Source organism: Microbacterium daqui (assembly GCF_050408675.1).
In the GTDB taxonomy this organism is placed as follows: Bacteria; Actinomycetota; Actinomycetes; order Actinomycetales; family Microbacteriaceae; genus Microbacterium.
This window is the reverse complement of the sequence record NZ_JBNTKF010000003.1, coordinates 77,812-99,618: the sequence shown is the minus strand read 5'-3', so window position 1 is coordinate 99,618 and position 21,807 is coordinate 77,812. Positions and strand designations below refer to the sequence as shown.

Here is a 21,807-nt window from a genome sequence, read left to right as displayed (position 1 = left end):
GGGGAGAGTGTGGAGATTTCGAATTCTCGCCGTGACCACGGAATTACACGCGTGTAGTTTCGACGGTGTCTTCGATTTCCACAGTTATCCACGAATCTGTGAACAACTTTGGGGCGCTTTCACACAGGTTATCCACCGAGTTATCCACAGCCTGGGGAGAACTGTCGGCGTTTTGCACGGAGTCTTTCGACGACGCTGGGTTCGAACCGTCAAGGGGGTGGCACAACACCGCCCAGCGCGGCACGATGCTGTCATGACTTCGCACTTCACTGTCGGCGACCACGTCTCATGGAACTCCGAAGCGGGCCGCGTGAGCGGAACCATCATTCGCGTTCACAAGAGCGACTTCGACTACAAGGGCCACACGCATCGAGCGACTCCCGACGACCCGCAGTACGAAATCAAGAGCGACAAAACTGATCACATCGCGGCGCACAAAGGTAGCGCTCTGACCCGCATCAATGACTGACCCGTTTTTCACGATCGGCCACTCCACGCGCACGCAAGATGACTTCGTCAACTTGCTCCGTGGTTCCGATATTCGCCTGGTGGTTGACGTGCGCAAGCTGCCCGGTTCGACGCGGTATCCGTGGTTCAACGCCGATGCCCTGGCTGCGGTGCTCGCTGAAAACGGCATTGGGTTCGAGCGCAACGAGCCGCTCACGGGGCGCCGCCCGGTCAGTAAAACGGTGCCGTTCGAGACGAATGCGTGGTGGCAGAACCGCAGTTTTCACAACTATGCCGACCACGCGATGTCGCCCGACTTCGCGCGCGGACTCGACGCCGTCATCGCCCGGGGTGCGGAGGGAAACCTCGCGCTGATGTGTTCTGAAGCGGTGTGGTGGCGGTGCCATCGCCGCATCATCACCGACTATCTGCTCGCCCGCGGTCACGCCGTGCGCCACATTATGGGCGAGCGGAACCTCGAGGCAGCGCACCTGAGTGAGGGTGCAGTTGAGGGCGATGGCGGAGGCGTCACCTACCCGGCCCCGTGACCGTTGAGTGAGGCTGCGTAGCGACCGAAACGAACCGCAGCGAGATGCACGGATCGGCCGGGGCAGACTCCCACACCGGTGGTGGAAGAAGCAAGACGGCCCGAACGGGATCTGATCCGCTCGGGCCGCATCCTCAGTATGCCTTGTTTCTGGGCAGCTCCCTGGGGACAACGGTCCCGCTCAGTGGGGTCACTGACGTCGGAGTGCCTTGGAAACATGCGGGCAATAAACTCTTAACTTTCTGAATCTTCACAAGGTTCTGAAAGTTCGATACTGTCTCCTCAGAAGTACCCCAGGAGTGGAGTCACAGCAGACTTCGCAATAGGGCCGCCACCTGTCGGCAGCCGCGCTGACGTTCACGAGACGTCGCGGCAATCTCACGGCTTTCTTGCCATTGAACAGACGAGGTATTCATGAAGCGCACCAAATTCGGTCTCGTTGCAGTCGCAATCGTCTCCGTCCTTGCCCTATCGGCGTGTACCGGGGGAGGAGGTGGCTCCGACAACGCTGGCTCTTCGGATGGAGCTACTGGCGCGCTGAGCGTCGGCGTCACCGACCCCATCAATATCATTCCTGGTCGCCAGACCGTGGCCTACGACTTCAGCATGGCCGTATGGGCCCCGCTGACATTCGTCGATGCCGCAGGTGAGTTGACTTACGTTGCTGCTGAGTCCATTGAGACGACTGACTCGACGACCTACACGATCACGCTGCGTGAGGGCTGGACCTTCCACGACGGCACTCCTGTGACGGCCCAGGACTATGTGGATTCATGGAACGCCGTCGCATACGGCCCGAACGCCTTTGAAAACTCTGGTCAACTTGCGCGCATTCAAGGGTTCGACGAAGTGACGTCTGCATCTCCGGTGGAAACGATGTCGGGCCTCGGGGTCATCGATGACTTGACGTTCACCGTGACGCTCATGGGGCCAGACAGTCAGTTCCCGATGCAGGTGTCTCAGGGGCAGACCGCGATGTATCCGATGCCGAAGTCGGCGCTTGAGGATTTCGATGCTTATAACAAACACCCCGTCGGCAACGGACCCTTTGAAATGGTCGGCGAATACTCCGAGATGGACCCCATCGAAGTCACTGCTTACGCTGACTACAAGGGTGACGCTCCGACTGTTGACAAGATCACCTTTGTCCCCTACGCCGATGTGAACACGGCATACAACGATGTACTAGCGGGCAACCTCGATGTCGCGAGTCTGCCTGCCGGCAAGATGGCGCAGGCAGCGACTGACTTCACCGAAGACCACATCTACGCTTTTAGCGCTCCCGGTATTTCATTCCTCGGTATGCCCACCTGGGACGAACGCTACGCCGATATTCGCGTGCGTCAGGCCATCTCGATGGCGATCGACCGTGACGCGATCAACGACGTGATCTACGGTGGTCTCTACGTCCCCGCGAACGCATTTACGCCCGAGATCGAGCTTGGTACTCCGGTCGGCATCTGCGGTGAGTACTGCGAGTTCGATCCGGCGAAGGCCAAGGCATTGCTTGCGGAAGCTGGCGGCTTCGAGGGCACGATGGAGATCTATTTCCCTGGTGCGAGCGGACTCGACGAGTTTTACATCGCCATCGCAAACTCCATCCGTCAGTCGCTGGGCATCGAGGCTGTCGCCGTTCCTAGTTCTGACTGGGCAGAGTTCTACCAGACTCGCATGGACAAGAAGGTCCCTGGCCCCTACTTCAGCCGCTGGGGTGCTCTCTACCCGAGCCAGCAGGCTACGCTGCGCGCGCTATTCGTCGAAGGCGGTGGTTGCACCAACTGCATCGCGGAGTACGACCCGCAGGTAGCAGCCCTTATGAACGAAGCTGACGCCGCTGTCGCGGAAGAGGACGTGGCCGCCGCATACAAGGCCGTGCAGGATCGGCTGATGGAGACGTTCCCCGTTCCGCCGCTGTTCCAGGAATCGTACGCCTACGTCACGTCGGATCGTGTTGAGACGCTCAGCACCTCGGCTGCAGGAAACCCGTTCTACAGCATGACGGTTCTCGTCGACGGAGAGTAATGACGCAGTTTGCAGGCGCGGGTTCGTTCGAGGACATCCTCGAACGAACCCGCGCGGTACCCCCAACGACCGATTTTCCGGGTGTCGACGAGCTACTCGCCAGCTTCGTCGCGCTACAACAGCAGAATCCGAGCCTGATCGGTTCACGACGAATTGGTACGTCTCGGCTTGGCGAAACGATTCCGATGTACAGCATCGGAAGTGGAACCCATCAGTACCTTCTTTTCGCCGGTGTGCATCCGAATGAGCCCATCGGATTTCGCACGTTGCAGCATCTCGCAACGGAGCTCACTTCTGACGAATCTCTCCGTAAAGCTTTCGATGCCACCTGGCATATCGTTCCTTGCATCGATCCGGACGGCACGCGGCTGAATGAGACTTGGTATGCGTCGCCAGAGGACCGAACGTTCTATGCGCGTCACTTTTACCGCCCTGCACCGAACGAGCAGGTGGAATGGACCTTTCCGTTTGCCTATCGCGACGCATGGTTTGACCGTGTTATGCCGGAGACACTGGCACTCATGCGCGTCATCGATGAAGTGCAGCCTGAGCTGATGGTGTCACTGCACAACGCGGAGCTGGGTGGCGTTTACTACTACTTGTCTAGCGAGCTCGACGGTGCGGTTGAGTCATTGCATGCCGTCGCAGAAGCTGTTGGGTTGCCCCTCGACACAGGCGAGCCGGAGAGCCCAGCGATCAAGCAGATATCCCCCGCGGTTTACCAGATGATTTCCATGGCGGACGAGTATGAGTTCGCGGAAACCCTCGGTGCCGATCCCACAACAGTTGTTACTGGTGGTGACTCATCAGCCTCCTACGCTGCGAAGTACGGCACCCTCAGCATGGTTGCCGAATTACCGTACTGGGAACATCCGGACGCAGACGACGACACGGTTACGGAAATCTCCTATGCATCCGTGCTCCGCAAGAAAGCGGACGCTTTCATTCGCATGGGAGCCACGCTGCAGAGTGTGCTCGATGAAGCTGACCTCACATTGAGTACGCCGTTTCGACGGGCTAGTGAAGCATTCGTTCCGTTCATGTCTACTAACGGTGAACATGAGCACACCCGGGCGGACCAGCTGCCAGTTGACCGCTATGCGACGCGCGCCGAAGCCTTTAGTAACGAAGATGTAGTCCGTTGCTTCAAACTCCGTTATGGCGGCATGGTGTTGCGTGCGCTCGATGCAGAAGTCGCCGCCGGGGTTGCCACCGCATCTACCCGACGTGCCCAGAGACGGATGTCTGACATTTTCGAAGGCTGGTGTGAAGAAGCACGTTCTGTGCCCAATCTTTCGGTCATTCCCGTTGAGAAGCTCATCGGCGTTCAGTATGGAGCAACACTCGCGATGGCGCGCTGCTTGACGGATCGGACGAAGTAATGAAGCCTGTCATGCACGTCGCGCGCAGATTCGGCGAACTTGCGATCGTGTTCCTCGGGGTCACCTTCGTTATCTATGCAATGGTGTTCGCCCTACCCGGTGATCCGATCGCGAGCTTGGGTGGTGATCGCCCGCTTCCGCCAGCCGTAGTGGATCAACTACGCGAGCAATATCACCTGAACGATCCGCTGTGGCAGCAGTATTTGTACTACATCGGCAATCTTTTCCAAGGCGACTTGGGAACAAACTTCTCTGGGCAGGAAGTCAGCGATCGCCTGGCGTCGCGATGGCCGGTCACTATCGCATTGGCCCTGACCGCATGGGGCTTCGAGGTGGTCATTGGTGTGGCGCTGGGCCTCTACGCAGGTCTACGCCCGGGGCGCCTTGGCGACAAGACGGTGCTCGCAGGCACAATCTTGGCGACGAGTATTCCTGTCTTCGTGCTAGCGGTTTCAGCCCAGCTCGTCCTGGGCGTCAAACTGGGATGGTTCCCAGTTGCCGGAACTGCCGCCGGCTGGCCTACGGCGTACATACTCCCCGCACTGTGCGTCGCCGTTTTTGGACTTGCCTCTGTCGCGCGACTGATGCGCGGTTCCGTCGTGGACACCATGAACTCAGACTTTGTGCGGACACTTTGGGCGAAGGGCATGCCTAAGCGGGAAGTTGTCGGCATTCATGTGATGCGCAACTCCGCCTTACCGGTCCTGACTTACCTTGCCATCGACCTCGGCTACTTGCTTGGAGGAACGGTCGTCATCGAGGGGATTTTCAATTTGCCTGGAGTCGGGCAACTGCTTTTTCAAGCGATTCGAGCTCATGAGGGGCCCACGATCGTCGGCGTTTCTGTTGCGCTCATCATGATCTTCCTAATCACCAACCTGATCGTCGACCTTTTGCAGGCCGTGCTCGACCCGAGGATTCGTCATGAGTGAAGTCACCGCGACACTAGGTTCGCACCTCGACAGTTCGCCCCGGCGCGGGGTTTGGCGTGCGTTGCGTCGTCGCATCATGTTCTGGGTCTGCTTGGCCGTGATGTTGGTTCTTGCGGCCGTCGCGATGTTCCCGGAGTTCTTTGCCCAGTTTGGAGGTCCGGGAGACCCCCGCGCGTGCGATCTCCGCACGAGCGCGCAGCCGCCAAGTAGAGAGCACCCGTTTGGTACTGACCTGCAAGGCTGCGATGTCTACGCGAACGTTATCTTTGGTACACGAGCATCACTGACCGTTGGCATATTGTGCACCGCAATCGCCCTCGCGATTGCTCTAGTGCTCGGAACAATTGCTGGATTCTGGGGTGGATGGGCAGATCGTCTCATCTCGCGACTCACGGACGTCTTCCTCGGATTCCCCTTTCTGCTCGGCGCTGTGGTCGTGCTCACGACTTTGCCCGAACGGTCGGTGCTTTCTGTGGCACTTGTGCTCGCATTGTTCTCATGGCCGACTATGGCACGACTTGTGCGAGGCTCGATTCGGTCGATCCGTGGAGCAGATTACGTCGATGCCGCCCGGGCCATGGGGCTTACAACACCGCGCATTCTTGCCAAGTACGTGCTACCGAATGCGATCGGGCCGGTGCTCGCGGTCTCCACAATCATGGTGGGGTCCGTCATTGTCTCCGAGGCAACCCTGACTTTTCTCGGGCTGGGCTTGCGCGCTCCGTCGATCTCGTGGGGTCTTCAGCTGGCGAGTGCGCAAGACCGATTCCAAGTCGCCCCGCACATGCTGCTTTTTCCCTCGCTATTCCTCACAATCACCGTGCTCGCGATGATCACCCTGGGTGACATCCTGCGTGACACGCTCGACCCCAAGGGCCGCTAGGCCGATCGGAGAACCATGACTGCCATTGAATCTGCCATCGCCTACCTGCCGGAACTCGTCGACGCCCAAGTGCGCCACACTCGCCTGCCGGGCGCTCAAGTGGCCGTCCGAAGCGCCGACGGATTGCTGGCCTCGTTCGCCGTGGGCTGCGCGAATGCGGTCACTGGGGAGAAGCTGACCCCCAATCACCTCTTCCGAATCGCATCGCATTCGAAGACATTCACTGGCACCGCGATCATGCAGTTGGTAGAAGTTGGGTCTATGCGTCTTGACGATGCGATCGGCGCATACGTGCCATCACTCGAAGGCTCGCCGCTCGCGTCAGCCACGATCCGTGAGCTTCTGGCGCACCAGTCAGGAATTCAGCGCGATGGAACGAATGCAGATTTCTGGCAACTGGAGCGCCCTTTCCCGAGTCCGGAGCAGTTAGTCGCCGAAATTCACGCAGCAGGCAAAATCTACGAGCGGAACCAGTTCTTCAAGTATTCAAACGTAGGATATTCCCTCCTCGGCCTCGCAATTGAAGCGGCGTCGGGCAAGACCTACGTTGACTATTGCCGCGACCACATCGTAGAGCCGCTGGGGTTGGTGAACACGGGAGCAGAATATGATCCGTCACGCGCTGATGAGTATGCGGCTGGCCATACGGCTTTGTTCTTAGGTGAAAACGATCGCCTCGTTATTGAGCATGTCGATACGCGGTCGATGTCTGCTGCGACAGGGTTCTACTCGACGGCTGCAGATCTCACTGTGTACGGCTCGGCTCACTGGATGGGTGATGACCGGCTCATTGGCGATGATTCGAAGCGGATCATGCAACGGCTCGAATCTACGGTGACAAACTACGGCAAGCAGGTCGGTTCGTACGGCGTCGGCATGGAAGTGACGAAGATCCGTGATCGCGACGTGGTTGGGCACTCGGGCGGGTACCCCGGACACATCACGCGAACTTACATCGACCCGAAGAACAAACTCGTGGTCAGCGTCCTTACGAACTCCATCGACGGGCCGGCAGAACAAATCGCGCAGGCAGTTTTTTCTGTCATCGACGCTGCTGAAGCGGCGATGCCCGGAGCAGAGAAGAAGATTGCCCCCGCCGGCGGACCTTCCGCGCAGTCGTTCGTAGGCCAGTATGCGACCCTCTGGGGGCGCTTCGATGTTGTGAAACTCGACGGGCGGCTTGTGTCGTTGCACCCAACCTTGGCGGACGTCTATGGAGGCATCGACGAGCTCGAAATCATCGATGAGAACACGCTGCGTTCGTTCTCGCAGACAAGCTTTGGGGCGTCTGGTGAGGACATTCATTTCGAACGTGATGACAGCGGTGGTGTCGTATCGGTAACGTCAAACGGAATCACTCACTGGCCCGTCGAGGCCTTTCTTGCTCGCCGCGAGCGCATGACCCGGGTGAACAAGTAACGAGGGGATGCAGTGATGGAGCAACAAACGCTCACTGACGCGCAGCAGCAGTTCGTAGAACAATTCGCGCTGGCCTGGGAAACGATTGCGTACGGCCGGATGGAGGGTCGGGTCATGGGACTGTTCATGATCGTAGATCGTCCCTATCTCGCTAGTTCCGAGATCTCCCAGATGCTTAACGCAAGCGCCGGGGCGGTATCGATGGCGACTCGCAAGCTCATCATGGCTGGCTTCATTCATCGTCATGTCGTTCCCGGAGACCGCCAGCATCACTTTGCAGTGGAGGAAGACGTTTGGGGAGGCTTCCTCCGTTCCGAACGCGGCTATATTCAGCGACTCACGGCGGTAATGGATACAGCTGAAGAGGTCCTTTCGGGAGATGCTGCTGGCCCGCGCCGGCGCATCACTCACGCCCAGAACTATCTGAATTGGATCGACCAGCAACACACCAAGCTACTCGCCGATTGGAATGCCTATCGCGATGCACACGACCCGGAGAAACCTCATGGCTGAAACCAACGCCACCGTACTGACGGTCGACAACCTTGCCGTGTCGTTCTGTATCGACAAGGGCCGACGTCCCGATGTTCGGGCTGTTGAATCGCTTAGCTTTGCGGTTGGTGCCGGCGAGATCGTCGCGATTGTCGGTGAATCGGGGTCGGGTAAGTCGGTGAGTTCACTCGCGTTGATGGGACTGTTGCCGCGCAACGCTGTTGTGAGCGGAACCGCACTCCTGGGCGGGCGTGACCTGCTCGCGATGTCTCAGGGCGAATTGAGCACGGTGCGCGGGAAGCAAATCGCGATGGTGTTCCAAGACCCCATCGGCGCACTGGATCCGGTTTTTACAATCGGCTACCAGCTGAAGGAAGTCTTGCGCCGCCACAAACCTGAGATGACGCGTCAGCAGCGACAAGCCAAAGCGCTCGAGTTGTTGCAGATGGTCGAATTGCCAGATCCAGAATCGCGACTCGGCTTCTTCCCCCACCAGCTTTCTGGTGGGCAATGCCAGCGCGTGATGATCGCGATGGCTCTCGCGTGCGACCCCGAGGTGCTCATCGCCGATGAGCCGACGACCGCACTCGATGTGACGGTTCAGGCCGAAGTTTTGGACGTCATGCGTCGCTTACGCGACCGAACACAGGCCGCCATCATCCTTATCACCCACGATATGGGCGTCGTCGCTGATATCGCCGACCGCGTCGTCGTCATGCGCTCGGGAAAGATGGTCGAAGAAGCTCCTGTCATCGACCTCTTCGCACGCCCGACGGCCGCCTATACTCGGGAGCTTCTGGCCGCAGTGCCGAAGATCAACGGCGCAGAGCGAGAATCACAGGCTCGTGATGGCGTGGTGTTGGACGTGAAGGATCTAGTAGTCGAGTACGCCTCTAAGCGCCGAGCGAAGGTTCGGGCCGTTGATGGAGTGTCCTTTTCCATCGCTCCGGGTGAAATGCTCGGGTTGGTGGGTGAGTCAGGGTCGGGTAAGTCCACGATCGGCCGCTGCGTGCTGGGGTTGGCTCCCGTTTCCGGTGGAGAAATCTCGGTCCAAGGCGTTAGTCTTGCCGCGGCTTCGGGCGCTGCCCGGCGGGAAACTTTGAAGCGGATTGGTGTTGTTTTTCAGAACCCCCTTGGATCGATGAACCCTCGGTACACGGTTGGGCAGTCGGTCGCGGAGCCGCTGGCGGTTCATGCAGGTTTGCGCGGTGCAGAGCTGGAGAATCGCGTCGGCAAGCTTCTTGAAGACGTGGAGCTGCCAGCAGCCTGGGCCTACCGGTACCCATATGAATTGTCTGGTGGGCAGCGCCAACGAGTGGCGATCGCGCGCGCTCTTTCGCTCGGGCCTGACCTACTGATCGCTGATGAGCCGACGTCGGCGCTTGATGTCTCTGTCCAGGCGACGGTTTTGGGCCTGTTCCGCCGATTACAAGAAGAGCACCAGTTTGCCTGCTTGTTCATTAGCCACGATCTCGCGGTGATCGACGAACTGACCGATCGAGTCGCCGTCATGCAGGGCGGCAAACTTGTCGAGATCGGTGATCGTCGCAGCGTCCTGCTCTCTCCAGCGGAGGGCTACACGAAACGGCTTCTGTCAGCGGCACCCATCGCGGATCCCGTCGCGCAACGCGCACGACGACTCGCGTCATAAGAAATCGATTGCTTCGCGCGTGAAGACCGCAGGATTCACACGCCTCTTTCCTGACCTCAACGAAGAAGTGAGATTGAGTATGTCTTCTCGAACAGTACTGACCGGGGCTGAAATTGAGGCTCGCGTCGCGGACGCCGCCAAGTATGATTGGCTGCACGCAGATGATGAAATCGTTGCGCGATGGGTGGACGATCAAGACGGCCGAGCTCGCGCCTACCTTGATACGCTGCCGCAACTCTCGTCGTTCCGCGAAGACCTCACGACTCATCTCAACGTCGAAGTGCGCCAGTTGCCGGTCGTCCGTGGCCATCGACAGTTTCAACTGCGTCGCCGAGCTGGAGAACAGCAGTTCTCGCTATGGGTGAGCGACGGAACCACCGAGCGAGTATTGATCGACTCGAGCACGATTGGTTCTGAACAAGACTCGATCGCGGAGTTCTCGCCGTCGCCGGACGGTTCAACCGTGGCGTGGACGGTTTCTACCGGTGGCGCGGACTGGATGATCGGGCGATTCCGCGACGCTGAGACGGGTGTTGATGCCCCGGATGAACTCGTGGGCATCAAATGGCCCGCGTTTGCTTGGCTCGATGACGCGCGTGTTGCGTACATGTCGTGGGGCGACGCGACTGCGGGTGAAGAACTGACCGCCATCAATCAGGACGCCTCGGTGCGGTTGCACACGCTGGGTCAACCGCAGACCGATGACCGGGAGATTTACCGCCCGACCTCAGCCTCCTGGTGCTTCCCCGCAGTGTCGGCCGATCGCCAGTGGATCACGATTCAGCAGAGCGATGGCACGACGCCCGCACACGTGTACCGCAAGCCCGCGACGTTGGAAGGGGGCTGGGAGACGGTCGTGACCGGCCCCGGGCCCGACGCCGTCATCGCCGTTCACAACGACGAAACGCTCATCCTCTCGTTCCGGGAAAATCCCGCAGGCACAGTCTCGGCGCTGACGCCTGGCGCGGAGCCTCGGTTGATCTTTGCGGCGGACGACGCAGCTCCAATCGCCGACGCCAAAGTTGTGGGTGAAAGGCTGGTATTGCTGGAGCTTCCGTTGGCCGGAAGCGTGCTGCGGTTCGTGCCGTTATCGGACGCCGCGGCTGAGGTCGTGGTTCCGTTCGCCGCGGGAACCAGAGTGATGGACTTCGGCGCCGGAAGTGATGATGCATCTGTTCTTGTTGACATCGAACCAATTGGCGGCGAGCGCCGCACTGTGGAGTTGCCGTTTTCATCGCCCGTGGCCGAGCTCAGTGATATTGCCGCCGGCGGGTCAGAATGGGTCACCCGCATTGTCGAAGCGACGAGTGCTGATGGTACGCGTGTGCCAATGAAGGTCGTGCACGCGCCTGGCTTCATCCCGGACGGGAATGCCAAAGTTTTTCTGTCGGTGTACGGCGGCTATGCGGTTCCATATCTCGCCACCGGATATGACGCTTGGCACGTTGCCTGGTTGCGGGCCGGTGGAGTGCTCGCCTACGCGGGCGTAAGGGGTGGTAGTGACCTTGGCGAAGCGTGGCACGCCGCCGCGAAGCGGGAAGGCAAGCAGAAGGGGGGCGATGATCTCGTTGCGTGCGCTGAGTGGTTTACCGAGAACGGCTGGTCGGGTGCGCGAGCGGTTGCAATCAACGGAATGTCGAATGGCGGCATGATGGTTTCCATCGCGTTGACGCAGTCGCCGCACGTGCTTGGGGCAGCAATCCCCGAGGTTCCGGTCGTCGACATGCTCAACTTCCATCGATACACAGTCGGGCACGGTTGGGTATTTGAGTTTGGAAATCCCGACGTCGCGGAGGATCGTGCGTTTCTTGCTGCGTACTCGCCGCTCCACAATGTTCGTGCCGATGTCGACTATCCGCCGACGCTGATCGTCACGGCTGATAAAGACGACCGCGTCCCACCTGGCCCCCATGCCTATAAGCTGGCTGCCGCGCTCGCGGATGTGCCTTCGGTCCGTGATCGGGTGTTCCTTCGCGTCGAGCCTGACGCGGGGCACGCTGCAGGGCGGTCAATGACGGCAAAGATTGAGGAGCGCGCAGCGGTGCTAGCCTTCGCGGCAGCGTCGCTCGCCCTTAATTCACCGCCGAGACGGGGCCCTGGATCTGGGGCTCCGTTTCTGGCGAGAACATGAATCTCCGCCGATGGCTTAACGTCGCGATGCTTCCGGCGCGCGCCTGGCGAGTGCGCTCAACGCTACGGTTCCGCCCCTACGCCGTAGCCCCGCGCGCGACATGCGAGCGCGCGTGTGCGGTCGCCAACGCGAGGTCATCAAACAGGTGGTTCTTGTGCCGCAGCGACGAGATCACACCGACTCGCTCGGCGATCGCGCGGTGGTCTTCGCGGATGCCCTTGACGAGCACCGTGATGCCGCGGCGTTCGAGGGCGGCGATGAGCTCGGTCACGACCTGAGCGCCGGTCGCGTCGAGGAGTTGCAGTTGTGACATGCGCAGAATGACAGCCTCGGCACCTCGCAGTGACGAGACCTCTTCGAGCGCGCGCTCGGCGGCGCCGAAGAACAGGGCGCCCTCGAGGCGGAAGATCGCGATGCGCTCATCGCCCGGTTGCGGTTCGCCCGGCAGTTCTTCGCGAAACACGCCGCTCGTGCGGGCGAGCTGGCGCAGTGCGAAGAATCCGGCGACGACGAGGCCGATCAGCACGGCATAGATCAGGTCGACGCTCACCGTGATGATCGCGGTGAGACAGAAAATGATCGCGTCGGCGCGCGATGTGCGCAGAATGACCCGCACCGTGCGCAGCGACACCATGCGCACCGCGGTCACCATGAGCACGCCAGCGAGGGCGGCGAGGGGAATGTGCGCGACGAGAGCGGAACCAACGAGCACGATCGCGAGGAGCAAAAGGGCATGCGTGATGGCCGTCACACGCGTGCGCCCACCAGAGCGTACGGCGACGGCGGTGCGGGCGATCGCGCCGGTGGCGGGCATGCCGCCGAAGAGTCCGGATGCGATTGACGCCAGGCCCTGGCCGACGAGTTCGCGGTCGGCGTCGAAGGGGCCGGTGTCTGCCATGGTCGACGCGACGCGCGCCGACAGTAGCGACTCGATGGCGGCGAGTGCGGCGACGGCCGCGGCCGGCCCGAGCAAGGCCGACACTGACGCGAGGTCGAAGGACGGGAACGTCGGTGCCGGCAACCCGGTCGGCAGTTCACCGATCGTGTCGACCGGCAGGTTGAACACGCTGGCGACGAGGGCCGCGATCACAATGGCGAGGAGCGACCCCGGAAACCGCGGGTGAATCTTGAGCGACACCAGCATCACGACTACAACGAGCGCGACCAGTAGCAACGACCAGCCGAGCTGCGGCCACGTTGATGACAGCGCGGCTTGCACGGCGGCGACCGCCGCGTTGGTGCTGTCGCCGTGCCCGCCGGTCGCGGTCGGCACCTGCTGCAAGAAGATGATGATCGCGATGCCAAGCGTGAAGCCCTCGATCACCGGCCACGGAATGTACGAAACCGTGCGGCCGAGGCGGAGGGCACCGGCCGCAACCACCATGACTCCCGCCAGCAAACAGATGAGAGCTAGCGACGTGGTTCCGTGCACCGCCAGCGTCGGCGCCAGAATCACCACCATGGCGCCCGTGGGGCCTGAGATTTGGACGTTGGAACCACCGAAGACGGCCGCTACGATGCCAGCGATGATGGCGGTGACGAGCCCACTTTCGGCGCCAGCGCCACTGCTCACACCAAACGCGAGGGCGAGGGGGAGCGCGACGATGCCGACGGTGACGCCGGCGAGGATGTCGCCCTTCCACGTGCGCGGGAGGCTGCGGTAGTCGTCAAGCGAGGGGAGGAGCGACCGCACGCCCCGCTGCTCGGCGGTCATCGGGATTGCTCGGAGAGGTGACGGTGCGTGGTTTCGAGCATCTCGCCGAGCAGGTTGCGGGCGACGTGGAGGAGGTCAGCGACCTGCGGGTAGGCGAGGCGGTAGAACACGAGGCTGCCGCGGCGTTCGGAGACGACGAGGTGGTTCGCGCGCAGCACGGAGAGGTGTTGCGACAGGTGGGAGGCTTCAAGCGCAGTGTCGGCGAGGAGCTCGGTGACCGAGGCCTCGGGCTGTGCGGAGAGTACCTCGAGAATGCGGATGCGAATGGGGTGCGCGAGGCCCTTGAAAAGCCCGGCCTTCACTTCGTACAGGGGGCGCGTCGGGTCGGTGAGCATGCGGTTCCTCTCCGCCGACGCCATGGCCACGGCTTTACGATGTGATAAATCCATCATATCGCGTTACGATGCGAACATGACGAACGCACTTCCGCTCTGCCCCGAGTGCTCCAGTGAGCACGCCTACGAAATGGGCGCGCTGCTCGTGTGCCCGATGTGCGGCCACGAGTGGTCGCCAGCTGAGGGCGAAGCGGAACCATCGGGTGAGTCTGCCCGGGTCGTGAAGGATGCGGTTGGCAATGTGCTTGCCGACGGCGACACCGTCGTGATCACGACGTCCCTCAAGGTGAAGGGCTCACCCCAGGGCATCAAGCCCGGCACCAAGGTGCGCGGCATTCGCCTCATCGACCCCGTCAACGGCCACGACATCGACGCGAAGGTCGACGGGTTCGGGCCGATGTTGCTGAAGTCAAGCATCGTGAAGAAGGCCTAGGACTCTCGGCGACGCTACGTGCCAATGCGACATTGTGGGTTGCGTTGGGCGCTGGTCAGGGTGTCATAGGTCGCGCGCGGTAGGCTCAAACCAGATTCAGGTCATCGACGCGCAAGGGAGAGCTAGTGACCGACCGCAAGTCAGCGAGACAACCCATCGCCGATCAGATGTACGACGTGCTGCTACATCAGTTCATGTCGGGGGAGCGTGGGGCGGGCGAAAGTCTGAATATCGGCGCACTTTCCCGTGAGCTTGATGTCAGTCAGACGCCGCTACGTGAGGCTCTTGCGCGTTTGGAGTACACGGGTCTCGTGCAGCGTGAGGCGCTTCGTGGGTATCGCGTTGCACCAATGATGACCCGCGCTGAAGTTGAGCAGCTGAAGGACGCGCGTCTCATGCTGGAGCCGCGTCTTGCCCATGACGCCGCGTTACGCGCGACGCCTGAGTTTCTCGCCGCCCTGCAAGACAGCGTGGACGAGTTTGAACGCTCAGCTGACGCCGCGGACTCAGAAACCGAGGGCTTTGACATGTACTGGCGCTCGGACAACCTCTTTCATACGCTGATCGCGGAACAGTCGGGCAACCAATTCTTGGCGCTCGCATATGCGGCGCTGAGTGGGCAGATCCAGCGATTCCGCCTCTTCTCCAAGTTTGGCCGCACGGGCGCGAGGCAAGCCGCCCCGGAGCACGCTGCGATCTTTCAGGCGATCGCGACCGGTGACGCCGATGCGGCGGCAGAAGCGATGCGCTTGCACATTCTCGGCGCGACGGGCCGACTGTTGGGTAGCTAAATCGACGGAAGTTGTGGACGATTCGCTTAGGTATCCAATACTATAGTGAATAGTATTGGATTGGAGGTGCGACGATGCACGTGCGAAAGACCGCGGGGACATACACCGCGCACCCGCTCGTCGAGGGGTTTCCTGGCAAGTCCAGCTCCCACGGTGCCTTTGGGTGGAGCAGCCTCTGGCTCTTGGACGACGGAACGCGTCGCGTCCTGATTGACGCAGGCCAGCCTGCATACATTCCACTGATTCACGAGTCGCTCGAACGGCTCGGTCTCACCGCTGCGGACATCACGGATGTCTTGCTGACTCACATGCACTGGGATCACGTCGCGAACTTCACCATGTTCCAGAACGCCGTGACTTGGGTTGGGGAGAAGGAACTGGCGTGGGCAGCCGAGCAGCCCGCAGGAACCAAGTTTATCCCCGACCTGCACGTGCAGGAGCTCATGCGCCGCACCGAACGCGTCGAGCGGGTGCGTGAGGGGCAAGAGATTCTGCCGGGAATCCATACGGTTGCTGCACCGGGCCACACGCCCCATCATTTGGCATTCTTCACCGAGCGGGCCTCGCAATCCCTCGTATTTGCCGGCGACTCCGTAAAGAACATTCATGAGCTGGCCACGACGCACGTCGATTCCACGATGGATGAAGATGCAAGTATTCGCACGATCGATCGCTTGCGCTCACTGATGACTGACACGAGCGCGACGCTGCTGCCTGGCCATGACGTCGGTCTCGCCCTCGTCGATGGTGAAGTGCAGCGTCTGCGCGAACAACGCGCTCAAATTAGCTTCTTTGCTGACGCGCTGAGCCCCGAAAGCGACCGTAGCATCGGCTGAGCCGGTGCTGCTCGAAAGGACAATAATGACTTCTGTCCTCTATACAGGAGCCGCGGGCCGAATGGGCCGCGTGATCCGTGAAGGACTTGCAGGACGATACGAACGCGTAGTCCTCTATGTTCGCCGCGAACCCGTCGAACCCCTGTTCGCCAACGAAGAGGTCGTCGTCGGCGACCTCGGCGACTTGGAAGCGCTGACCGCCGCTGCCCAGGGCGTCGATGTGATCGTGCACCTCGGCGCCGTGGCAGACGAAGCCTCCTTTGAACGCATCCGCGAGGCCAACATTGATGGCACCTACCATGTGTACGAGGCTGCGCGCTTGGCTGGCGTCCGACGAGTCGTGTTTGCCAGCTCCAACCACATCATTGGTTTTCACCCCGCGTCCGAACGTCTCGATGAGACCGCACCGATCCGTCCTGACACTTACTACGGTGTTTCGAAAGCGTTTGGCGAAGCGCTCGCAAGCCTCTACTACGACAAGTGGGGCGTCGAGTCTGTGCTGCTACGCATCGGAACCTTCCGCCCGGCCCCCGAAGACGTGCGTCAGCTTGCCCTATGGCTGAGCTGGCGAGATGGCATTGAGGTGACCCGTTGCGCAATCGAGAACGGTCCGGTCGGATGCCAGGTTGTGTACGGCGTCTCGGGAAACACCGATGGCTGGTGGGACGCGCGGGCCGGCTGGGCTGCAATCGGATTTACTCCGCAGGATAACGCTGCGGAACATGCGCAGGACGTTGACCGCAACGTTCCTGCCCCCAAATACCACGGCGGCGCATTCACTGCCTCCGAGTACCAAGGAGGAATCTGGTGAGCGAAAACACCATGTCCCACGATGTCCTGATCACGACCGCCTTCCTCAACCCGGGCGATGAAGTCGACATGCTGCTACGTGGTGCCGGCCTGACGACGCACCACGAACCGAACCCGGCGGCGCTGTCTGAGACAGACCGCCGCGCGTTGCTGGCGCCTACTCGCGCGATCATCGCAGGTACCCAGCCGCTGACAGCGAGCGACCTCGCCAGCGCGCCGAACCTGCAGATCGTGGTGCGAACGGGCGTCGGGTATGACAGCGTCGACGTCGCAGCGGCGAGTGCTCAGGGTGTTCCCGTCTGCATCACTGCGGGCGCAAACCGCCAGGCTGTGGCTGAACACGTCTTCGCGCTCATGCTGGGTGTGGCTCGCCGGGTTCCGGAGAACATCGCCAATCTGGCGGCGGGTAGCTGGCAGCAGATCACCGGCCGCGAGCTGCGTGGCGCGACGTTGGGCGTGCTGGGCCTCGGATCCATCGGTAAGGCCGTCGCGACAATCGCCGCAGGTTTCGGCATGAAAGTCATTGCCTACGATCCGTACTTTGACGAAGCCTTCGCTGCGGCGAACAACATTGCTCGGGCAGAACTCGACGATGTTCTGGCGCAGGCCGACTTCGTGACACTGCACCTGTTCCTCGACGACTCGACGCGCAACCTCATCAATGCCGAGCGGCTGCGTCTCATGAAGAATGACGCGATCCTGGTGAATACCGCTCGGGGCGGCATTGTGGATGAAGCAGCAGTTGTTGACGCTGTCCGTGCGGGCGAGATTGGCGGCGCTGCCCTCGATGTCTTTGAGCAGGAGCCACTGCCCGCTGACAGCCCGCTTCTCCACACGCCTGGCATCCTCGCCACCACGCACGTCGCGGGTGCAACTCGTGAAGCTCGCGGCGAATCCGGTCGCATGGCAGCAGCAAACGTCATCACCGTTCTCGCGGGTGGCGCTGCGCAGTTCGTTGTGAACCCGGCACACCAAGAAGCCGTCGCATGATCATCCAGACGTCGGGGGGCGAGCTTCGGTTAGCCGCCAACCTCAAATGGATGTACACCGAGCTCCCCTTCGAAGCGCGGTTTGATGCGGCAGCCGCAGCCGGTTTCACGGGGGTCGAATTTGCATCCCCGTACGACCTGCCAGCCACGCGTGTGCGAGAACTGCTCGATAACGCCGGCGTTATCCAAGCGCTGATCAACACTCCTGGTGGCCCGGCGGGCTCCTCCACCGTGATGGGTGCAGCGTATGTGCCCGGAGCCGGCGACGTCTTTCGTCACGGTGTTGAGCGGGCCCTTCACTATGCAGATGTGCTCGGTAACCCGATCGTTCACGTGATGGCCGGCCTTCGTCCGGTTGACGCGGAACCGGAGCTGGCGTTTGCGACGTACGTCGCCAATATTGCCTGGGCAGCAGATCAGGCGCGGTCCGCTGGGGTTCGCCTCGTGCTCGAAGCCATCAACAAGCGGGAACAGCCGCAGTATGGTCTGGCTTCGATGGAGACGGCGGCTGCGGTCGCTGAAGCTGTTGATCCCGACACCGTTGGCGTGCTGTTCGACGTGTATCACGCACAGACCGATCGTGGGAACATCATCGAGCGGTTTGAGCGTCTTACGCCACTGATCAAGCACGTGCAGATTGCAGACAACCCTGGAAGAGGTGAGCCGGGCACCGGTGAAATCGCGTACGAGCGCGTGCTCGCGCGGATCGCGGCCAGCGGCTACTCCGGATGGGTGGGTTGTGAGTACGGCCCTGTCGGCGGCACTGATGAAGGCCTGAACTGGATCGAAAGGATCACCCGATGACCAACGTGAAGATTGCCCTGATTAGTGCGACTCCGCTGGCTATTGCTCCGGCAGCCTCCGCGGTAAGTGCCGCAATTCCGAACAGCATTCTGTGGAATCTTCTCGATGACAGACTGCTTGCCGATCTCGGGCAGCAGGGGGAGATGACGGCGCCGCTCGCCAACCGAATGGATATCCTGATCGACTCCGCCATCGCTGGCGGCGCTGACGGTGTCTTGCTGACGTGCTCCCAGTACGGTGTGCGCGCGGACCACCGCGACCTCGATGCAGACGGTGTCGCCGTGTTCTCGGCAGACGGACCACTTTTTGACGCAACGGTTGCACTCGCTCCCGCGAATGTTCTCCTCGTTGCCTCGCTGGAGTCGGCGGCGGCAGACAGCACCTCGCGCCTGCAGGCGACGTTTGCTGCGGCAAACGTAACGACCTCCATCCGCGCTGTCGTGGTTCCGGCGGCAGCCAAGCCGCTCCCTGTTGACGAGCTGGCCGCGCACCTGGCCGCGGCTATCGCCGACGTCGCGGAGCCGTATGACGTTGTCGTGCTCGCGCAGTACTCGCTCGCTCCTGCGGCAGCGACTTTGCGTGCTGACATCACGGTTCCGGTTCTCGATGGCCCGAGCGTTGCTGCTTCCCGCCTGCGTGACGTCATCGAAGGAGCGCCCCGATGATTGGCGTTATTGCTGATGATGTGACGGGCGCAACCGATGTGGCTGCGGCTCTGAGCCGCGCGGGCTTGCAGACGTTGCTTGCGTTCGATGCGGCGACTCCTGTCGCGGGCGACGCCGACGCAATTGTCATCGGTCTGAAGACCCGCTCGATTCCGGTTGCCGACGCCGTTGCGACGAGCCTGGTGGCATTGCGCACGCTGCAGAACGCTGGCGTGACCCGCTTCTACTTCAAATACTGCTCGACGTTTGATTCAACGGATGCGGGCAACATCGGACCGGTCACAGAGGCCCTCGCCCTGGCGTTGGACGTTTCGACGGTTGTGACAACACCCGCGGCCCCGATTCACGGACGCACCGTGAACGACGGCGATCTGTATGTCTTTGACGTTCCGCTTCACGAGACGCACATGGCACACCACCCGATCACGCCGATGTGTGACTCGAACCTCGTGCGCCTGCTGACGCCGCAGTGCAATGGAACCGTCACGACCGTTCCGCTCGCTGCTGTCCGCGAAGGAGTCGCTGCGGTGCGCGCAACGATCGCTGCCGCCGACGGCGCCGGCGTGACGCAGGTGATCGCCGATGCGATGACCAACGATGACCTTGCCGTCATCGCTGAAGCCGCAGAGGCCGCGGTGCTCACCGCCGGATCAGCCGGGCTGATCGGCGCGATTGCCGAACGCCAGGTCGCGTCTGGCCGCGCTATCGCTACCGCCCCGGCTGGCCGCACCGCGATCATCGCGGGCAGCTGCTCGCGTCGTACTCTCGAGCAGATCGCCGATTTCCAGGCCTCGGGCGGAACCTCGCATCGCGTCATCGCTGAAGCAGGTCAGACCGCAGAGCAGTTGGCTGAGGCGGCGCTGACGTGGTGGGACGAGCAGTCCGCAGATTCGTCAGCTCTGATCTACTCGTCAAGCTCCGCTGAGGAACGCAACGACGAGCTGCCGGAGGCTGGCGAACTCTACGAACAGGTGGCCGGAATCGTCGCCCACGGGCTCGCAGAGCGCGGTGTGCAGCGCATGCTGGTCGCTGGCGGCGAGACCTCGGGTGCCGTCATCCGCGAACTCGGAACCATGGTTGCTGTTGTGGGCACGGAGGCCGCCGTGGGTGCGCCCTGGATTCATGACGTTGACCACGGCGTTCACCTCGTGCTGAAGTCGGGAAACTTCGGTGACGTCGACATGTTCACGTCGCTTGCCGGAGTCGAAGACAATGACTGACCTGCGTTCTGCGGTGGAGCGCGTTGCGCACTCCATTCACCGTCGCGGCCTGACGCACGGGCGCACGGGCAACCTGGCGGTGCGCGACGGCGATCGCATTCTCGTCACGCCCACTGGTGTCAGCTTGGCTGATATCTCGGGCGATGCGCTGTCTGTGCTCGACACTGCCGGTCGCCACGTCGACGGCCCGGCGCCGACGAAAGAGGCGTTCTTACACGTCGCAGTGCTCCAGGCTCGCCCAACGGCGCAGGCCATCGTGCACACGCACTCGGTGCACGCTGCGGCGCTGTCCTGCCTCGCCGATCTTGATGCGGATGAGCCGCTCCCGCCACTGACGGCGTACTACGGCATGCGCGTAGCGCCCCTGCAGGTCTTGCCGTACTTCGCGCCTGGAGACAAGGCAGCAACCGATGCGGTGCGTCAAGCCGCGACGCGCTCGCACGCGCTGTTGTTGCGCAACCACGGACCCGTGATTGCCGGCGCTGATCTGGACTCGGCGCTGGATGCGCTCGAAGAACTCGAGCACACCGCGCAAATCTTCTTCCTCACGTCAGGCATGCGCACCGCACCCCTGACGTCCCAAGACCTCGCTGCCCTGCAGCCCCAGACTCCGCGGGAGACCAGCGCATGATCACTCTCTACAGCGGACTCGTCGTTCGCCAGCCGCTCGTTGAAGAACTCATTCCGGCTTTCGAAGCCGCGACAGGCGAGCGCATCATTCCCACGTTTGAACCCACCACCGTGTTGCTTGAGAAGATCGTCGCCGGCGAGCGTCCTGACCTGTTCCTGGGTGTCTCAGCCTCCGCGCATGACCTCGCGACTCAGGGTGTTCTCGATGCAGCTACCGTGGCCGACATCGCCGTTTCTGCCGTTGGATACGCGCGCCTCGAGACCACGCCTGCCCCCGCGGCAGACACCGAAGAAGCGTTCTTGCAGTACCTTCGCGAGTCTCGCGTTGCCTACACGCTCTCGGGTGCGAGCGGAATTCACTTCATGAACGTGCTGCGCGAGCGTGACCTGCTCGATGTCATCGACGAGCGTGCTGTGCGCTTCCCGGCGGGACTCACCGCCGAAGCCGTAATCGACGGTCGCGCTGACATCGCTATCCAGCAGGTATCCGAGTTGCGCTCCGTGCCGGGTGCACACGTCGTGGCTCCGATTCCGCACGCGCTGCAGTCGTACGGCCGCTTCGCGATCGGCGCTGGCGTTTCTGCATCGGCGGCCGCCCTGGCATTCGCGGCGACGCTCACCGAAGCCCGCGCGCAAGCGGCATTCGCAAGCGTCGGACTCACCGCACCGTAAAG

The 21,807-nt window shown here is 61.7% G+C and carries 22 protein-coding genes; 20 read left to right on the top strand and 2 right to left on the bottom strand.

Going from position 1 to position 21,807, the window contains the following annotated elements; all coding sequences use genetic code 11:
- Nucleotides 1-253 precede the first annotated feature (253 nt).
- The 10 genes from ACQUSY_RS02965 (at nt 254) to ACQUSY_RS02920 (ending at nt 11,906) form a co-directional block, all read left to right on the top strand.
- On the top strand, nt 254-469 hold the full coding sequence (locus ACQUSY_RS02965) for a hypervirulence associated TUDOR domain-containing protein (protein WP_428903025.1): 216 nt from the start codon (nt 254-256) through the stop codon (nt 467-469).
- Nucleotides 462-995 carry a DUF488 domain-containing protein gene (locus tag ACQUSY_RS02960; protein WP_428903024.1) on the top strand — a complete coding sequence of 178 codons (534 nt, stop codon included), beginning with the start codon at nt 462-464 and terminating at the stop codon, nt 993-995. Before ACQUSY_RS02965 ends, ACQUSY_RS02960 begins: the two co-directional genes overlap by 8 nt.
- A gap of 413 nt (nt 996-1,408) precedes the next feature.
- Nucleotides 1,409-3,016: a peptide ABC transporter substrate-binding protein gene (locus tag ACQUSY_RS02955; protein WP_428903023.1), complete on the top strand. Its 1,608-nt coding sequence runs from the start codon at nt 1,409-1,411 to the stop codon at nt 3,014-3,016.
- Nucleotides 3,016-4,398, top strand: coding sequence for a M14 family zinc carboxypeptidase (locus ACQUSY_RS02950; RefSeq protein ID WP_428903022.1), 1,383 nt, complete (start codon nt 3,016-3,018; stop codon nt 4,396-4,398). Before ACQUSY_RS02955 ends, ACQUSY_RS02950 begins: the two co-directional genes overlap by 1 nt.
- A complete protein-coding gene (locus tag ACQUSY_RS02945) occupies nt 4,398-5,330 on the top strand; it encodes an ABC transporter permease (RefSeq protein ID WP_428903021.1) in 933 nt (310 codons plus the stop codon). The genes ACQUSY_RS02950 and ACQUSY_RS02945 overlap by 1 nt, the downstream gene beginning before the upstream one ends.
- Nucleotides 5,323-6,213: an ABC transporter permease gene (locus ACQUSY_RS02940; RefSeq protein ID WP_428903020.1), complete on the top strand. Its 891-nt coding sequence runs from the start codon at nt 5,323-5,325 to the stop codon at nt 6,211-6,213. The genes ACQUSY_RS02945 and ACQUSY_RS02940 overlap by 8 nt, the downstream gene beginning before the upstream one ends.
- Nucleotides 6,214-6,228: 15 nt before the next feature.
- Nucleotides 6,229-7,632 carry a serine hydrolase domain-containing protein gene (locus ACQUSY_RS02935; protein ID WP_428903019.1) on the top strand — a complete coding sequence of 468 codons (1,404 nt, stop codon included), beginning with the start codon at nt 6,229-6,231 and terminating at the stop codon, nt 7,630-7,632.
- A 12-nt stretch (nt 7,633-7,644) separates the two neighbouring features.
- Nucleotides 7,645-8,145 (top strand): GbsR/MarR family transcriptional regulator, encoded by a 501-nt coding sequence (locus ACQUSY_RS02930; protein WP_428903018.1) that lies wholly within the window; start codon nt 7,645-7,647, stop codon nt 8,143-8,145.
- Entirely contained in the window at nt 8,138-9,775 is a 1,638-nt protein-coding gene (locus tag ACQUSY_RS02925; protein ID WP_428903017.1) for a dipeptide ABC transporter ATP-binding protein, read from the top strand. The genes ACQUSY_RS02930 and ACQUSY_RS02925 overlap by 8 nt, the downstream gene beginning before the upstream one ends.
- Before the next feature lie 79 nt (nt 9,776-9,854).
- A complete protein-coding gene (locus ACQUSY_RS02920) occupies nt 9,855-11,906 on the top strand; it encodes a prolyl oligopeptidase family serine peptidase (protein ID WP_428903016.1) in 2,052 nt (683 codons plus the stop codon).
- A 76-nt stretch (nt 11,907-11,982) separates the two neighbouring features.
- Here the strand turns inward: ACQUSY_RS02920 and ACQUSY_RS02915 are convergent, their stop codons facing one another.
- Nucleotides 11,983-13,620, bottom strand: a complete 1,638-nt coding sequence (locus ACQUSY_RS02915; protein WP_428903015.1) for a SulP family inorganic anion transporter — start codon at nt 13,618-13,620, stop codon at nt 11,983-11,985.
- Entirely contained in the window at nt 13,617-13,955 is a 339-nt protein-coding gene (locus tag ACQUSY_RS02910; RefSeq protein ID WP_428903014.1) for an ArsR/SmtB family transcription factor, read from the bottom strand. The genes ACQUSY_RS02915 and ACQUSY_RS02910 overlap by 4 nt, the downstream gene beginning before the upstream one ends.
- Nucleotides 13,956-14,031: 76 nt before the next feature.
- Between ACQUSY_RS02910 and ACQUSY_RS02905 the strand changes: the two genes are divergently transcribed.
- From ACQUSY_RS02905 to ACQUSY_RS02860, 10 genes are all read left to right on the top strand, one after another.
- Nucleotides 14,032-14,388 carry a zinc ribbon domain-containing protein YjdM gene (locus ACQUSY_RS02905; RefSeq protein ID WP_217338762.1) on the top strand — a complete coding sequence of 119 codons (357 nt, stop codon included), beginning with the start codon at nt 14,032-14,034 and terminating at the stop codon, nt 14,386-14,388.
- 125 nt (nt 14,389-14,513) lie between these two features.
- Nucleotides 14,514-15,179 carry a GntR family transcriptional regulator gene (locus ACQUSY_RS02900; RefSeq protein WP_428903013.1) on the top strand — a complete coding sequence of 222 codons (666 nt, stop codon included), beginning with the start codon at nt 14,514-14,516 and terminating at the stop codon, nt 15,177-15,179.
- Between the two features lie 74 nt (nt 15,180-15,253).
- Nucleotides 15,254-16,015 carry an MBL fold metallo-hydrolase gene (locus ACQUSY_RS02895; protein ID WP_428903012.1) on the top strand — a complete coding sequence of 254 codons (762 nt, stop codon included), beginning with the start codon at nt 15,254-15,256 and terminating at the stop codon, nt 16,013-16,015.
- 25 nt (nt 16,016-16,040) lie between these two features.
- Entirely contained in the window at nt 16,041-16,826 is a 786-nt protein-coding gene (locus ACQUSY_RS02890) for an NAD-dependent epimerase/dehydratase family protein (RefSeq protein ID WP_428903011.1), read from the top strand.
- On the top strand, nt 16,823-17,815 hold the full coding sequence (locus ACQUSY_RS02885) for a phosphoglycerate dehydrogenase (protein ID WP_428903010.1): 993 nt from the start codon (nt 16,823-16,825) through the stop codon (nt 17,813-17,815). Before ACQUSY_RS02890 ends, ACQUSY_RS02885 begins: the two co-directional genes overlap by 4 nt.
- Nucleotides 17,812-18,618, top strand: coding sequence for a hydroxypyruvate isomerase family protein (locus ACQUSY_RS02880; protein WP_428903009.1), 807 nt, complete (start codon nt 17,812-17,814; stop codon nt 18,616-18,618). The genes ACQUSY_RS02885 and ACQUSY_RS02880 overlap by 4 nt, the downstream gene beginning before the upstream one ends.
- Nucleotides 18,615-19,283, top strand: a complete 669-nt coding sequence (locus ACQUSY_RS02875) for a hypothetical protein (RefSeq protein WP_428903008.1) — start codon at nt 18,615-18,617, stop codon at nt 19,281-19,283. The genes ACQUSY_RS02880 and ACQUSY_RS02875 overlap by 4 nt, the downstream gene beginning before the upstream one ends.
- Entirely contained in the window at nt 19,280-20,503 is a 1,224-nt protein-coding gene (gene otnK / locus ACQUSY_RS02870; RefSeq protein WP_428903007.1) for a 3-oxo-tetronate kinase, read from the top strand. Before ACQUSY_RS02875 ends, otnK begins: the two co-directional genes overlap by 4 nt.
- The gene (locus ACQUSY_RS02865) at nt 20,496-21,134 is read left to right on the top strand and encodes a class II aldolase/adducin family protein (protein WP_428903006.1); all 639 of its coding nucleotides are present in this window, start codon (nt 20,496-20,498) and stop codon (nt 21,132-21,134) included. The genes otnK and ACQUSY_RS02865 overlap by 8 nt, the downstream gene beginning before the upstream one ends.
- Nucleotides 21,131-21,805 (top strand): substrate-binding domain-containing protein, encoded by a 675-nt coding sequence (locus ACQUSY_RS02860; protein ID WP_428903005.1) that lies wholly within the window; start codon nt 21,131-21,133, stop codon nt 21,803-21,805. The genes ACQUSY_RS02865 and ACQUSY_RS02860 overlap by 4 nt, the downstream gene beginning before the upstream one ends.
- Nucleotides 21,806-21,807: the final 2 nt, after the last annotated feature.